The 15,388-nt window shown below is 43.9% G+C and carries 14 protein-coding genes; 10 read left to right on the forward strand and 4 right to left on the reverse strand.

The window, feature by feature from the left end; all coding sequences use genetic code 11:
* Window positions 1–196: 196 nt before the first annotated feature.
* The 3 genes from ACLGGO_RS01135 to ACLGGO_RS01145 all read right to left on the reverse strand — a co-directional run bounded on the left by ACLGGO_RS01135 (window position 197) and on the right by ACLGGO_RS01145 (window position 5,161).
* The gene (locus tag ACLGGO_RS01135) at window positions 197–2,182 is read right to left on the reverse strand and encodes an O-antigen ligase family protein (RefSeq protein WP_446417966.1); all 1,986 of its coding nucleotides are present in this window, start codon (window positions 2,180–2,182) and stop codon (window positions 197–199) included.
* A 26-nt stretch (window positions 2,183–2,208) separates the two neighbouring features.
* Window positions 2,209–4,143, reverse strand: coding sequence for a polysaccharide biosynthesis protein (locus ACLGGO_RS01140; RefSeq protein ID WP_446417967.1), 1,935 nt, complete (start codon window positions 4,141–4,143; stop codon window positions 2,209–2,211).
* Between the two features lie 172 nt (window positions 4,144–4,315).
* A complete protein-coding gene (locus tag ACLGGO_RS01145) occupies window positions 4,316–5,161 on the reverse strand; it encodes a hypothetical protein (RefSeq protein ID WP_446417968.1) in 846 nt (281 codons plus the stop codon).
* A 360-nt stretch (window positions 5,162–5,521) separates the two neighbouring features.
* Here ACLGGO_RS01145 and ACLGGO_RS01150 point away from each other — a divergent pair, with 360 nt between their 5' ends.
* The 3 genes from ACLGGO_RS01150 (at window position 5,522) to ACLGGO_RS01160 (ending at window position 7,103) form a co-directional block, all read left to right on the forward strand.
* Window positions 5,522–5,962 carry a DUF29 family protein gene (locus tag ACLGGO_RS01150; protein WP_446417969.1) on the forward strand — a complete coding sequence of 147 codons (441 nt, stop codon included), beginning with the start codon at window positions 5,522–5,524 and terminating at the stop codon, window positions 5,960–5,962.
* A gap of 204 nt (window positions 5,963–6,166) precedes the next feature.
* A complete protein-coding gene (locus ACLGGO_RS01155) occupies window positions 6,167–6,610 on the forward strand; it encodes a DUF29 domain-containing protein (RefSeq protein ID WP_446417970.1) in 444 nt (147 codons plus the stop codon).
* A 34-nt stretch (window positions 6,611–6,644) separates the two neighbouring features.
* Window positions 6,645–7,103, forward strand: coding sequence for a DUF29 domain-containing protein (locus ACLGGO_RS01160; RefSeq protein ID WP_446417971.1), 459 nt, complete (start codon window positions 6,645–6,647; stop codon window positions 7,101–7,103).
* Between the two features lie 472 nt (window positions 7,104–7,575).
* Here ACLGGO_RS01160 and ACLGGO_RS01165 read toward each other — a convergent pair whose 3' ends face one another.
* The gene (locus ACLGGO_RS01165; protein ID WP_446417972.1) at window positions 7,576–7,884 is read right to left on the reverse strand and encodes a hypothetical protein; all 309 of its coding nucleotides are present in this window, start codon (window positions 7,882–7,884) and stop codon (window positions 7,576–7,578) included.
* Window positions 7,885–8,084: 200 nt separating this feature from the next.
* Between ACLGGO_RS01165 and pseB the strand changes: the two genes are divergently transcribed.
* Genes pseB through pseG form a run of 7 tightly spaced genes read left to right on the forward strand, consistent with a single transcriptional unit; the run spans window position 8,085 to window position 15,363 of the window.
* On the forward strand, window positions 8,085–9,074 hold the full coding sequence (pseB, locus tag ACLGGO_RS01170; RefSeq protein ID WP_446417973.1) for a UDP-N-acetylglucosamine 4,6-dehydratase (inverting): 990 nt from the start codon (window positions 8,085–8,087) through the stop codon (window positions 9,072–9,074).
* Window positions 9,071–10,237 (forward strand): UDP-4-amino-4,6-dideoxy-N-acetyl-beta-L-altrosamine transaminase, encoded by a 1,167-nt coding sequence (pseC, locus tag ACLGGO_RS01175; RefSeq protein ID WP_446417974.1) that lies wholly within the window; start codon window positions 9,071–9,073, stop codon window positions 10,235–10,237. Before pseB ends, pseC begins: the two co-directional genes overlap by 4 nt.
* Window positions 10,234–11,118: an aldo/keto reductase gene (locus tag ACLGGO_RS01180; RefSeq protein ID WP_446417975.1), complete on the forward strand. Its 885-nt coding sequence runs from the start codon at window positions 10,234–10,236 to the stop codon at window positions 11,116–11,118. Before pseC ends, ACLGGO_RS01180 begins: the two co-directional genes overlap by 4 nt.
* A gap of 1 nt (window position 11,119) precedes the next feature.
* Window positions 11,120–11,803 (forward strand): class I SAM-dependent methyltransferase, encoded by a 684-nt coding sequence (locus tag ACLGGO_RS01185; RefSeq protein ID WP_446417976.1) that lies wholly within the window; start codon window positions 11,120–11,122, stop codon window positions 11,801–11,803.
* Window positions 11,800–12,576: a cytidylyltransferase domain-containing protein gene (locus ACLGGO_RS01190; protein ID WP_446417977.1), complete on the forward strand. Its 777-nt coding sequence runs from the start codon at window positions 11,800–11,802 to the stop codon at window positions 12,574–12,576. Before ACLGGO_RS01185 ends, ACLGGO_RS01190 begins: the two co-directional genes overlap by 4 nt.
* 4 nt (window positions 12,577–12,580) lie before the next feature.
* Window positions 12,581–13,867, forward strand: coding sequence for an aminotransferase class III-fold pyridoxal phosphate-dependent enzyme (locus ACLGGO_RS01195; RefSeq protein ID WP_446417978.1), 1,287 nt, complete (start codon window positions 12,581–12,583; stop codon window positions 13,865–13,867).
* Window positions 13,864–15,363: a UDP-2,4-diacetamido-2,4,6-trideoxy-beta-L-altropyranose hydrolase gene (gene pseG, locus ACLGGO_RS01200; protein ID WP_446417979.1), complete on the forward strand. Its 1,500-nt coding sequence runs from the start codon at window positions 13,864–13,866 to the stop codon at window positions 15,361–15,363. Before ACLGGO_RS01195 ends, pseG begins: the two co-directional genes overlap by 4 nt.
* Window positions 15,364–15,388: the final 25 nt, after the last annotated feature.

A 15,388-nucleotide genomic window follows, 5' to 3' on the forward strand; every position in this document is an offset into this window, starting at 1 on the left:
GTAGGGTGGGCATTGTCCACCAGCCTTAAATCAGTACCATTCTACTTTGGGTAAGTCGGGTGTCGGGTGTAGTTTGTACTTATTTGACTGAGCCTAAATCAGAGCGAACAGGAGTCTGTTTTGGATCAGAAGTAGCAACTTTTTTTAAATTCATTGCCTTTTTGAAAAAAGGCTGAGCCAATTGTCTATCTTGAAGTTATCTGCTATCCTGCAAAACCTTGTTTAACTGAATACCCAAAGGTCTTTTATCTAAACTAACTCCCAAATTTATCGGTGTGAAGCACCTTGATAGTTTAATTTGCAGTGAAATGTTAGAGCCTGTTTTTAATTGAGAGATATCCAAACTTTCCTGATACTCACCTGGAGAATTAATCAAGCGTTGGTAGTAATAAATCGTTTGTCCTTGTTGTTCTAAGTTGAAGTCAATAGTCAGAGGACGCCTTTGAGCATCGGCATGATGGACAATATAATTGAGCATGAGATAATTTCCAGTGACTGTATAGGTTTCTTCAAACAAGCCGCTAGTCTGGCGGTCACTGTATTCAGCAGGTTTGTAACAGAAAAAATGTGATTGGAAAGGAAGTTTACCATAGCTAGTTTTTACTTCATAAATGGCTCCGACGACTATGGCTGTTGTCATTGCTATAAGGAAATAACGCCAAGCTTTAGGCAACGGTATAAGCCGGATTATCGGGGCAATAGATTTTTCTTGTTGTTCATTTACATTGGATGCTCCTAGCAAGATAAACAGTAAGAAAAGCAGGTTAGGTATCAACAGGGAATGACCATAGATATTCCCCGAAAATAGTCCCAATATCAGTATAGTTATGATTCCCGTGTGTCGATTTCTTAGGTACAGACCTTGGTAAAGAAATAAAGAACAAAAAATAACCAACCCAACCAGACCCATTTCCACGAGAATTTGCAGAAAATAGTTATGGGCATTTTCTCCATTATATGTTGCAAAGAAATCAGACTGGCTAAACTCAGCAATTGAACTTTGGCGATAAAAAATGCCCTTACCTAAACCCACAATGGGATAGTGGCTGTACATTAATAGATTGGAACGAAATATTTCGGGTCGCTGACTTAGGGCAGTGTTGAAGTCTTCAAAAGATTGAGATTGTAACACTGAATAAAGTCTGCTGAATAAGCCTCTGTTATCCCAGTGAATACTTAAATAAGCTGTTCCTAAAACTAGAATAAAACTCAAGACAACTGTTGTTAGCTTACCTCGGTTTTTATTTCGGAAAACAAAAAATAAATAACTAATAACGACAATACCTAACATGACGATCGCAAAGCGAGAAGCACTAACAACGACTCCAGCAACCGCCAGTAATGAAAAAGCCCCGGCTATCCATTTAATCAGGACATTAGTGCTGCTTAAATAATAGAGTCCCCCCATAACAGCGGCTAGGGCAAATCCTCCATAAGCGTGAATATCGGGGAGAAAGCTGTTGACACCCAGCGCGACGCCATCTCGGTTGTAGCCAAGTCCCGTTAACTTTGACCACAGCGCATACCCTAAAATGATAGTTGTCGCTATAGCCAGAGGTATTAAGAGGCTTTGTTTTAACTGTGACGGAGTGCGGATTAGGATGAGTAACCTGATGCTGAGTGTAATCGCAGCGGTAAAAATAACTAAGTCTCTGAGGGGAAAATAGTCATCATGAAAGCTGAGGTAGCGGATATTAGCAAGATTATAGAAAAATCCTTTAACAGAGTAGGGAGATACAGACTGGTAAAGATTGCGAGATATAGCGATCGCGACGGTTATAATGATAACAAGGTGAAAAGCAATTAGCAGGAATTCAAGTATCCTAGCTTGATCTCGGTCTGTATTCCGATCAATTTTTAATCGCTTGGTAAAAACATATAGAAGAAATAGCCCGAATAAAACCCCAATCACACAATCTAGGCTCAAAATATCTGCCATGGGAATGGCGATATTAAATAGGGCTTGAGTTTGAGGGAAAACACCTGCTGTGAAGGGAAGTAAAAATACTAAAATACCAATACCATAAAGAGGATGAATTACCGTTGATATCAATATTCCTAAAAATAGGACTACATTTACCCAATGTAAGGCGTTATAAGCGTTGAAAAAAACTTGGATAATGAAGCAACTAATCAGAAAAATTGTTGAAGCTAAAAAGTGAAATTTTATTACCTTAGTCATCAGCGAATATACATTGAACTTAAGTATTATCTGTTACCGATTCCCTGTTCCATTTCTGACTGTTTACAGACAGGGTAATCTTCCAGAACAGTAATACAATGCTGGGCGGTTTTCCAGAGACAGTCAGGAGGTAAGCTAGTTGTAGTCGCGTCTAAGAGAGTCGCGATCGCCTTTTGCTGAGATAAGGGTGCTGGCGGTTGACTGGAAACTGCTAGAATTTTGGGGTGAGCGGTGGGTATGACTTGTTCTGTGGCACAGACTAACGATTCATGCAGTTTCTCACCGGGACGCAACCCTGTAATCTTAATTGGGATATCCAGTTCTGGCATGAAACCCGCTAACTGGATCATTTGTTGTGCCAAGTCTAAGATTTTTACAGGTTGACCCATATCCAAAATTAGTGTTTGACCGGATTGTCCCACAGCAAGGCTCTGAATCACAAGCTGAGAGGCTTCAGGAGTGGTCATGAAATAACGGGTCATATTGGCATCAGTGACGGTGACAGGACCACCTCTGGCAATTTGTGCCTGGAAAATTGGGATAACACTACCGCGACTTCCCAAAACATTGCCAAAGCGCACCACAAGAAAGCGGGTTTGGCTTTTGGCGGCGCACGCTTTAACCAGGAGTTCAGCTAAGCGCTTGCTTAAGCCCATAAAGTTACAGGGATCAACGGCTTTGTCGGTAGAAATGAGGACAAAGGTATCTACACTCTGTTGTTCCGCCAGTTGTGCTAGATGAGCCGAAGCTAAAGCATTATTTTCCAGGGCTTCAGTGGGGTTATGCTGCATTAAGGGGACATGTTTGTGAGCCGCCGCATGGAAGACAATTTCCGGATGCCAGGTTTGGAAGATGGTCTGGATACGACTCTGATGGCGGATATCGGCAATAATGGGTGTCGCTTTCAGGTTGGGGAAGTCTCGGCGCAGTTCTTGTTCAATGTTGAAAATGCTATTTTCCCCGCGTCCGAGTAATAGGAGGTGTTGGGGTTCGAGACGGGCAAGCTGGCGACAGATTTCTGAGCCAATTGTACCGCCTGCACCCGTAACTAGAGCCGTGCGCTGATAGACTTGCGATCGCGCGGAGGGAAATTGCTGATTAAATTCATCGGCAAAGTCCAGTTTAATCTCCGGGCGTCCCAAGATATCCTGAATTTGGATGGGTCTAGCTTGGGGGGTCAGCGAGCGATCGCACAACAGTTCTGCCTGTCCCGGTAATACTTTCAGCTTCAAGGCGCTACCCTGGGCGAGATCCACCAATTTACGGATTTGGGATGCCTTAGCCGAGGGCATAGAAATTAGCACTTCATCGGCGTTGAGGCGTTGGGCAATGGGTACAAGTTGGGATGTCGCACCGAGAACAGGTATACCCTCCACTTTACGTCCCATCTTCGTGGGATCATCATCCAGAAAGCCAAGAATTTCTAAGTTAAGCTGGCGATTTTGGTTGACTTCCTGGACAATTTGTGATCCCGCCCGCCCCGCACCGACTAATAGTACCCGCTGGGAATCTTTAGGTGAAGCCGTGCGATCGCGTGGGTGGTAAAGGACAAATCGACGACGGGCATAGCGCAGGGCTATCATCCCCATCACACAAAAACTCCAGTCAATCACAGCCACACCCAACGGAATTCCCGAAAAGGAGGTAAAACGGGGAATCAGTAAGCGAGTGATGACTAGAAGTAGTAAGGAATATAGGGTGATGGACTGACAAAGGGTGGTGGCATCTTTCAGTCCAAACAGACGCCAGACTTGCCTGTACAGACCAAACGTGGCGTGAAACAGCAAACGCCCTGGAATCGCCAAGAGGGGAAGCATCCAAGCCAGGGTTTGGTGAGAAGCGGGAATATGACCGTCAAAACGGAACCAGAAAGCAAGGCTACAAGCTGACCAAGCTACAAATCCATCGAGTCCGAGTTGTCCCAATCGATATGCGGAAGGAAAGAGCCTTTTTTGGGGCATGAACGGCACCTCTAAGGCAATACTGGCTGCAACAAGGTATGATACATTGGCTTTAACGTCCTGGCTAGGATCACTTTTGTTCCCAATAGACCAGAATATCAGTCGCTCAAAACGTTTTCGGTTATTATCGCTCAGCAGGTTCGTAGTGGGAACTTTAGTTCCCTAAGCGTCGCTACTTTTTCTGGGAGAACTCATCCTTAAGGCGTCTGGCTTGATCGCGGATAATCGCAGCAAGGATGGCAACCATGAAACTGGCGATCGCAGCCAGTACAGCAATTTGTACTAGGGAGCGCGTCGGTTCGACTTTGGATTCGCTTAAGAGTTGGATAGAAATAATTTGAGAGGTAAACTCAGCTAGATTCTCCTGAGCCGGTTCGAGATACTGTTTGTCAAATTCTAGGGCGGCGATTTGAGCTAGAACTCCTGCTCGTTGTGTCTCTAGCGCCTCCAGCCTGAGAGTGGTTCTAATCCGTTCGGGATCGATACCATTGGAGTCACGAACTTGAGCAATTTGTTGTTCAAGCTGTTCGAGAACCTGTTGCTGTTTGCTGATTTCCAACTCGATGCTGAAGAGACTATTCGCGATCGCTTGACCCAATGTGGCTTGAAACTCCTGCTGGAGAAGGGTAGAGACTTGGGTGCCAGCTTCAGTGATAAAACGGGTATCGGGCGATCGCACGGTGATGTCGATCTGCTGGGTTTCGGTGTTATAGTTGGGTTTGACCTCAGTTTCGTCGATTTTGTCGTAGTGATTCTCCAACAGTTTTACCGTTTGGTTACTGGCTTGCTGGATATCAACGCCAGGGATACCGGAAACGGAGATGGGAACCGGGGTGACTGAGAGGGTGAGCTGCTTCTGGTATTGTTTGGGCATTAGCAGGGAAAGAGCGATCGCGATCGCTGAGAGTCCCAAAGTTCCCCATGCCATAAACCTCCAGTTGCGGCGGAAAAACTGAATAATATCGAGTAAGGAAATTTCATCTTCATCCTCAATGGTTCTCAGTTCTGTGTTTTGCATCAATTTTGTTTACCTCCTACACCAATGATCATGACCACAACTAGCATACAGCGACGAGCTGTAGCACCATGAGATTGAATTCAATAGTGGATATCAATCCAACCTTTCTAGACTTAACTGGGAAAATCAGCAACCCTAGTATCATTGTTGATGTGGTGGGTTGGGGGTATGGGGTTCTACTAGCGTGACCCAGCTAAAATCGTAGAATAGGTTGTAGGTTGGGTTGGCGCATGTTACCCAACAGAATTTAGGGCTAAAGCTCTTACTACTGGCGTGACCAAGTTGACCCATAAGAAGGCTTTGCGTCCCTACGGTTTCCAGGCGTAAGGTTAATCCCTCAAATCTAGATCAGGCAAGCCAATGGAAGAACTACTAGAGTTGAAAGGTTTACTCCTCAAAGGTGATATTTCTGGGGCATTAGTCATTGTTGAAGAATTGGAGGAAATGAGCAGAGACGACAAAATCAATAATATTCGTAGCTACGCCAAGATTTTGCTCCTCCATTTAATCAAACAACAAGCTGAAAACCGCACTACCCGCTCTTGGGATGTCTCTATTCGGAATTGTGTCCTAGAGATACAGAGCAAAAATAAACGACGCAAAGCAGGCGGTTATTATCTTAAACCGGAGGAATTGCGCCTCGCCCTAGAAGAAGCCTATGAACAAGCCCTCAATGGCGCATCTCTCGAAGTCGCTGAAGGATTTTATGCTCCAGAAACTTTAGGGAACATGATTGACCGCAACAGTATTATTGATAGCGCCATGCTCCTCATTTTACCTAACTCAGACCCATCGAATTAGGTTGTATGCCCTACAGTTAATTTACCCTCGAAAATCTTCCACCAGACTTGGGCATTACAATTCAAGAACGGCTTGGACTTCTTGCCACCGTGCCAGAATGGGTAGGGGCGGGTTTAGTTACATCTGGTTCATTGAAAAGGATAGTAGTCAAACCCGCCCCTAAACTCCCAACAAGACAGAAAAGTGATTTGGAGTATGAGAACGATGAATCTAGAGGCTGAATACGATCTGGACTTCTATGCTTGGATTCGTAAAAATGTAGAATTACTGCGGCGAGGTCGTTTGTCCGAAATTGATGTGGAGCATATTGCCGAAGAGTTAGAAAGTATGGGCAAGCGTGACCTCCGTCAACTTCGCAGCCGCTTACAGATTTTAGTCATGCACCTGCTCAAGTGGCAATATCAACCTGACAAACAAAGCAAAAGTTGGCTGGTGACAATTGATCATCAGCGCGATGAAATTGAAGCCCTATTGCTAGATAGTCCGAGTTTAAGAGGCGAGTTGGAGCAGGGATTGGCAAGGGTGTATCCGAAAGCTGTGCGGGATGCCTGTCGAGAAACGGGTCTTCCTGAGACGACATTTCCCTTATCCTGTCCTTTTGAGATAGAAGAGATTTTGGCTCAAAGTTTTCTGCCGGATTGCCGTTAGTTTTCTTAACTACTGTGATAATAGGGAGAATAAAATGGCAGGAGAAACCCTTTATGAACAAGACTTTTATAGTTGGGCATTCAATCAAGCGAATTTACTCCGTAAGGGTAGGTTTGAGGAGTTGGATTTGGGTCATCTGGTTGAGGAGTTAGAAGACTTGGGGAATCGTCACTACGATCAACTAGAATCTCGATTGATTCAGTTGATCGCTCACTTGTTGAAGTGGCAAGTTCAATATTGGAAACAAACGAACAGTTGGCGAGCGACGATTCGGGTGCAAAGAACGGCGATTGCCAAGCTGCTACGGCGTAATCCAGGTCTCAAATCTCGCTTAGATGAAGCGATGGAGGAAAGTTGGCTTGAAGCCAGGGATTTGGCGATTGCGGAAACGGATTTACCCGATGAACAGTTTCCTGACGTTTGTCCGTTTTCCTGGGAGCAGGTGATGCGCGAAGACTTTTGGCCGAATTCTCAGATGGAGACAGAAGGTTGATTCCGGACAATCGCCGACCTACAATCTGTAGGGGTACGACATATCGTGTCCCTACAGTACAGCACTTTCTAACATGGTGTAGTACAGCAACTATGAGACAGCGCTGTTCTACTCTTGGAAAAGGTGTATCACATCGAGTCTGAAAACGCTGTACATAGGGGGAATATGAACTTTTCTGGGGAGAACTCATGGTGGAGACGTCTGGCTTGATTGCTGATAATCGCAGCGAGGATGGCAACCATGAAACTGGCGATCGCATCCAGTACTACTATTTGTACTAGGGAGCGGTTCTAATCCGTTGGGGATCGATGCTGTTGGAGTCGCGAACTTGAGCAATTTGTTGGTCTAACTGTTCGAGAACCTGTTGCGGCTGGTTGATTTCCAGCTAGATGCGGCATAGACTATGAGCGATCGCGTGACCTAATGGGGCTGGGAACTGCTGCTGGAGCAGGGTAGAGACTTAGGAAGCGGCTTAAGCGAGAAAACGGGTATCGGGCGATCGCACGGTGATGTTGATTTGCTGCGTTTGGGTGTTATAGTTTGGTTTAACCTCAATCTCGTCGATTTCGTCGTAATGATTCTCCAACAGTTTCACGGTTTTATTACTGGCTTGATGGATATCGATACCAGGGATACCGGAGACGGAGATGGGAACTGGGGTGACTGACAGGGTGACCTGTTTCTGGTATTGTTTGGGTTGGAGTAGGGAGAGGGCGATCGCGATTAAACTTAAGATTGTTAAACCGATAAATTTCCATCTTCCGCTGACAAAACCGAACAACGTCTACCAGGAACATTTCATCGTCCTCCTGAATTAGCCTATTTTCTGGAGTTGGCACAAAAAATTGATTTTATGTTCGCATTTTAATAAAACTCTGTTTTTAGATGTAGAATACAGCTCTATATAAATGGATTTGGCAATTTTTAGCTAAAACCATTCAGCAGTTTCGAGGTTGACTCTGGATTGGAATTGAAAAGGTAATGTTTAACAATAAGACAATTTTAATTACAGGTGGTACGGGTTCTTTTGGTAAAAGATGTGTTAAAAGCCTATTAGAAAGATTTCATCTCAAAAAAATTATTGTCTATTCGCGAGATGAGTTGAAACAATATGAGATGGCTCAAGACTTTGACTCACCGGTGATGCGCTATTTTATCGGTGATGTGCGCGATCGCGATCGTCTACACCTAGCGATGCGGGGTGTGGATTATGTGATTCATGCTGCTGCTCTCAAGCATATTCCTATCGCTGAGTTCAATCCGATGGAATGTATTAAGACTAACATTCACGGGGCGAATAATGTGATAGATGTTGCCTTAGAACAGGAAGTCGAGAAGGTGATTGCTTTATCAACGGACAAAGCCGTGAATCCGATTAATCTCTATGGGGCAACTAAGCTAGCAGCGGATAAATTATTTGTTGCGGCTAATAACATTGTTGGCCCGCTGAAAACGCGGTTTTCGGTAGTACGTTATGGTAATGTAGTGGGTTCTAGGGGTTCAGTTGTGCCGTTCTTTCAAAAACTGATTCGGGAAGGAGCAACGGAATTACCCATTACCGATCCCCGCATGACTCGTTTTTGGATTACACTTCAGCAAGGTGTTGATCTCGTTCTCAAAAGTTTTGAACGAATGCAAGGAGGCGAAATATTTGTCCCCAAGATTCCTTCAATGAAAATTACTGACTTGGCTGAGGCACTAGCACCCGGGATGCCGATAAAGATTATTGGGATTCGACCCGGGGAAAAACTACATGAAGTGATGTGTCCCTCTGAAACGGCGTCCTTGACGTTGGAGTTTGCCGATCATTATGTTGTCATGCCTTCAACGGGATTTGTACATAACTTTGATTTTACTTGTAACAGTTTGGGAGAAAAGGGATGGCTGGTTCCCGATGAATTTGAGTATAGATCTGACACAAATACGGAATGGCTCACAACGAATCAGCTATTGGACATACTTAAACAATGAATCAGTGGATTCCTTACGGGCGACAGGATATCAATCAGTCGGATATTGATGCGGTTGTGGCAGTCTTGAAATCGGACTGGATCACTCAGGGTCCAGCAATAGAGCGGTTTGAGCAGGCTGTGGCTAACTACTGTGGCGTGAAATATGCCGTTGCTGTTTCCAGTGCTACAGCAGCCTTGCATATTGCTTGTCTAGCCGTGGGTTTAGGCAAAGGGGATAGTCTTTGGACTTCACCGAATACGTTTGTGGCATCTGCTAACTGTGGCTTGTACTGCGGCGCTGATGTTGATTTTGTGGATATTGATCCGCGCACTTATAACTTGAGTGTGGATGAATTAGAGGGTAAACTAGCTTGGACAGATCAGCAGGGACGCCTGCCTAAAGTGGTAGTACCCGTTCATTTTGCGGGGCAATCTTGTGAGATGGAGCGAATTGCTGTTCTGTCACAACGTTATCGGTTTAAAATTATTGAGGATGCCTCCCATGCTATTGGAGGACGCTATCTACAGCAACCGATTGGTTCCTGCTCCTTTTCAGATATGGCGGTGTTTAGCTTTCATCCGGTGAAAATTATCACCACGGGGGAGGGGGGTATGGTACTGACTAATCAGAGAGATTTATATGAGAAGCTAATTCGTCTGAGAACTCATGGGATTACTCGCAACCCAGACCTAATGCAAGGCGAGTCTCATGGATCGTGGTATTATCAGCAGTTAGAGTTGGGCTTCAACTATCGTATGACTGATATCCAAGCGGCATTGGGGGTTAGTCAGCTACATCGGTTGGATGAGTTTGTTGAGCGACGGCGGTTTCTGGCTAATCGTTACAATCAATTACTTCAAGATTTGCCGATAGTTCTACCCTGGCAACATCCGGATACGAATTCAAGTTGGCATCTTTATGTGATTCGGCTAAAACTTGATAAAATCAGCAAGACTCATCGCCAAGTCTTTGAGGAACTACGCCTAGCTGGGATAGGGGTAAATTTGCACTATATTCCAGTTCATACTCAACCTTACTACCAAAAACTTTGCTTTAGAGTAGGAGATTTTCCAAAAGCTGAACAATACTATCAGGAAGCCATTAGTATTCCCCTGTACGCTGGGTTGACCAAAGAAAACCAAGATACAGTAGTTGCATCACTGCGAAATGTATTGGTATGAAGCTAGGAATAGGTACGGCACAGTTTGGTTTGGATTATGGCATCTCTAATCAGGAAGGCAAAACGCCACCAGCAGAAGTTGCCAAAATCTTGGATATAGCGGCTCATAGCGGAGTGCGGGTTATAGATACGGCGCCCCTTTATGGAACGAGTGAGCAAGTTTTAGGAAAAACTATGCCCCCAGGACATCACTTTGATATTGTTACAAAGACCCCTCATTTCTCAAAATATTCTATCACCAGCGAAGAGGTCAACTACTTAGAAGAAACATTCCATCAGTCTTTGTTGAATTTGGATCAGTCTTCTGTATATGGTTTGTTAGTGCATCGTGCTGATGACCTGTTGGTCGAGAATGGACACCTGCTAATGGCGAAAATGTTAGACCTGAAGCAACAGGGATTGGTCAGCAAAGTGGGTGCTTCTATCTACAATAGCGAACAAATTGAGCGAGTGCTGGACAAGTATTCTATAGATTTAGTGCAACTTCCCATTAATGTGCTAGATCAACGCTTTCTCTTAGGTGGGCATTTATCAATGTTAAAAACTAAGGGGATTGAAATTCATGCTCGTTCCGTATTTTTACAAGGATTATTATTGATGCAGCCCGATTCATTGCCAAACTACTTCGATTCCATAAAAGCGCATCTAAGGGCTTATCATGATGTCATTGCTAGACAAGACATTTCCCCCATTGAAGCTGCTCTAGGTTTTGTCAATAGTATTGATGAAATTGATGTGGTTTTGTGCGGTATAAATAACCGCAAGCAATTACAAGAAATTATAGTTGCCTTAGAAAAATCCTATACCCATGAAAGCCAAGAGTTAGCCTTTTACGCAATTACAGATACATCAGTTCTCAATCCTTCAGAATGGAGATATTAGTATGAATCAAATGAATCAAGATCAAGTTTTTTTAGAGGGTGAAGGTGACCAGTGGTTTCTCAGGAATCAGATGGCTTTAGAAAACGACTGTAAGTTTGATTGGCACTGTTATCTCATTGATTTACTAGAGCAAAAAGAGGAAATTAGAAAAATTGTTGAATTAGGGTGTTCTAATGGCTGGCGACTTCATCAGTTGAGCCAGAAACTTGGTCAGGGTAAATTTGTTGGTATTGATGCCAGTTTGGAAGCTATCCAAGATGGGAAAAGACGGTATTCAGAACTAAGCCTCCATCAGGGATTGTTATCTCAAGTGCCACTTCAAGAAGAATTTGACCTAGTGATTCTCAATAGTGTACTGTGCTGGGTTGACCGGAGCAGTTTGGTTAAGTCAATAACTGAAATTGATCGGCTAACAAAAGATGGTGGCTTTTTGTTGATTGGAGATTTTTTACCCGACGTTCAGCACCGTCGTCATTACCATCACCGTCCGACTGAAAAACTTTATACCTACAAACAAGACTACACAAAGATATTTAAATCCTTGGGAACTTACCAAGAAATGGCAAGATTTACCTTCAATCATGACAAGCGTGAATTAGCTCTCGAAACTTGTGAGTCATCGTCCCGATTCAGTTGTGTCATGTTGCACAAATCTTTGTATGGTTTTTATCCGGAAATAGCATGATTATAGCTATCCTTCAAGCCCGCGTTTCTTCGTCCCGACTGCCCGGAAAGGTTCTGAAGCCTATTCTGGGCGTACCTATGCTAGGAAGACAAATCGAACGGGTACAACGAGCCAAGTTAATTGACTATTTGCTTGTTGCTACCAGTGATGATGTTACAGACAATCTAATTGAACAATGGTGTCGGGAAAGTGGTGTAGAATGTTTCCGGGGAAAGCTGGATGATGTTCTTGATCGCTTTTATCAAGCTGCTAAGCCAATAGCTCCAGAGCATGTTATCCGGTTAACTGGCGACTGTCCCCTTACAGATCCTGATTTAATCGACGAAGTAATCCAGTTTCATATTGCTGGAGGTTTTGACTACAGCACTAATGCGATTGAACCGACTTATCCAGATGGTTTAGATGTAGAAATATTTCGTTTTCCTTGTTTAGAACAGGCATGGAGAGAAGCAAAACTTCCGTCCCAGCGGGAACATGTGACGCCGTTTATCCATCAACAACCTAATCGCTTCAGAATTGGGATATATAAAAATGATGCCGATTTATCACATTTGCGCTGGACTGTTGATGAAATCTTAGACTTTGAGCTAGTTAGACAGGTTTATGAATACTTATATCCAATTAATTGCAATTTTCAAACTAAAGATATTTTAGGATTTTTGAATAAAAATCCAGTTCTGAAAACAATAAATACATATTATGGTCGCAATGAAGGCTTCCAAAAGTCTTTACTGAAAGACCAACAATTCCTAGAAAATAATATGGGTGAGTAAGAGAATGGAAAGGTATCATTGCTCTCAAGAACTGTTGTCCAGAGCGCTTAAAACCATCCCATTGGGTACCCAAACGTTTAGTAAAAGCAAAACTCAGTATCCCTTCGGTGTATCGCCATATTTTTTACTTAGAGGCATAGGTAGCCATGTCTGGGATGCTGATGAAAATGAATATATTGATTTCATTAATGGTTTAGCGGCTGTTACCTTAGGATACAAAGACCTAGACGTAACCAATGCTGTACGTGCCCAACTTGATGAGGGCGTGATTTTTTCTCTGCCTCATCCGATTGAGATTCAGGTTGCCGAAAAAATTGTTGAAATGGTGCCGTGCGCGGAAATGGTTCGCTTTGGTAAAAATGGTTCAGATGCGACATCCGGAGCCATTCGTCTGGCACGAGCGTATACGGGGCGCGATCGCTTAGCGGTATGTGGCTATCATGGCTGGCATGACTGGTATATTGGCTCGACATCCAGAAATCGCGGGATTCCCCAGTCAACTCAGGATTTAACCCATACGTTTGCCTACAACGATTTAGAGTCTCTGTATCGCCTATTTCAGGACTATCCGCATCAGATTGCGGCGGTTATCTTGGAACCGATGAATGTGGTGGAACCAAAAGATGATTTTTTGGGTAATGTCAAGGAGCTAACTCACCAAAAGGGTGCAATCTTAATTTTTGATGAAACCATTACTGGGTTCCGCTATGCCAATGGTGGAGCGCAGGAACATTTCGGTGTCTTACCAGACTTAGCGACTTTTGGCAAAGGGATAGCGAATGGCTATCCCCTTTCGGCTGTAACAGGTCGAGCTGATATAATGCGACTGATGGAGGAGATATTTTTTTCGTTCACGTTTGGCGGGGAAACTCTTTCACTAGCTGCCTCTCTGGCGACGATGACAAAATTGCAGCAGCAACCTGTGGTCGAAACATTGAGAAGCCAAGGGGAAAAGGTACTGCAAGGAGTACAAGCTTTAATTGAACGTCATCAAATCCATCACATTTTGTCTGTGTCGGGTCATCCTAGTTGGTCATTTTTGCTGTTTAAGGAGATTTCACCCTATAGTCAATGGCAGATTAAGACGTTGTTTTTGCAGGAAATGTTCGCTAGAGCTATTTTGACACTGGGGACGCATAATATGAGTTATGCCCATAGTGATACAGATCTAGAGCGGCTGTTAGCTGTTTATAATGAAGTATTTGCTATTTTAAAGGATGCAGTTGACCATAGATACTTAGATAAGTACCTCCGTTGCCAGCCCTTAGAGCCATTATTTAAAATCCGATGAAATTGGTTGTTAGAGTAGAGGCTTCAACCCAAATAGGTACGGGTCATGTGATGCGCTGTCTAGCGTTGGCTCAAGCTTGGCAAGACGCTGGTGGACAGCCAATTTTTGTCATGAGTACGGATGCACCCCCAATAAGAGCTCGTTTGGAATCAGAGGGAGTAGAAGTAATCAATCTATCAGTTCAGGTAGGAAGTGCTGAGGATGCCAAAGAAACAGCGACTCTAGCGCAGCATCTGGGAGCTAACTGGGTTGTGGTGGATGGCTATTACTTTGGGGCTGAGTACCAGCGAATAATTAAAAACAGCGGACTATGCCTATTGTTTATTGACGATTACGGACATGCACAGCACTACTGGGCTAATATTGTCTTGAATCAAAATATCGATGCTCATGAGGGTTTGTACCTGAACCGCTCGCCTGATACTAAGCTATTACTGGGTACGCGCTATGCGCTTTTACGACAGGAGTTTCGCCAGTGGCAAGGATGGACGCGAAAAATTTCGCAAGTGGCTCAGAAAGTGCTGGTCACATTAGGCGGTAGTGACCCTGAGAATGTTACCCTCAAAGTAATTCGGGGATTACAGCGAGTGGACGTGCAAGGGTTGGAAGCAATAGTGATAGTGGTAGTGGGGGGGAGTAATCCTCACTATGAGCAGTTGCAAGCTGCTGTTAAGGTGTCGCAGTTTCCTATATCCTTGGAGAGGAATGTGACAAATATGCCTGAGTTGATGGCTTGGGCTGATGTAGCAATTAGCGCAGGTGGCTCTACGACCTGGGAACTGGCTTTTATGGGTTTGCCTAGCCTGGTTCTAATTCTAGCCGATAACCAACGCGCGATCGCTGAAACACTCGGTGAGATGGGAGTAGATGTCAATTTAGGATGGCATGAAGATGTTTCTGTTACTGACATAGCCCAGGCGATGAAGCAATTACGAGTTTCATCTGGGATTCGATCAGAAATGGCTAGACATGGACTGGAATTAATAGATGGTGAGGGCACTGCGAGAGTCTTGATGCATTTGCAAGACCAACCCCTGAGATTAAGACCAATACACCAAGAGGATTGTAAATTGCTGTGGGAGTGGGCAAACGATCCAGAAGTAAGATCTGCTTCGTTTTCCTCAGATCCCATACCTTGGGAACAACATCTACAATGGTTTGCGAATAAGCTCCATGACTCAAACTGTTATATTTTTATGGTTTTCGATTACGAAGACAGAGCAATAGGGCAAGTACGTTTTGAGAGACAGGACGGGAACGAGGCAGAGATTAGTATTAGTCTAGATAAAGGAAAACGTGGCTCAGGCTATGGCAGCAGTTTCATAGATATAGCAGTTGAGGAACTTTTTCGCCATACATCAATATCATCTGTATATGCCTTAATTAAGCCCAACAATGATACTTCAATCAGAGCCTTTGAAAAAGCCCATTTTAAAAAGCTTGGCAATAAAATTGTAAGGGGTAATGTAGCTCTACATTATGTTCGGTTTAAATAAAAAATTAGAATTGCAAAATGCCTTT

The organism is Coleofasciculus sp. (assembly GCF_046565525.1).
GTDB lineage: Bacteria > Cyanobacteriota > Cyanobacteriia > Cyanobacteriales > Coleofasciculaceae > Coleofasciculus.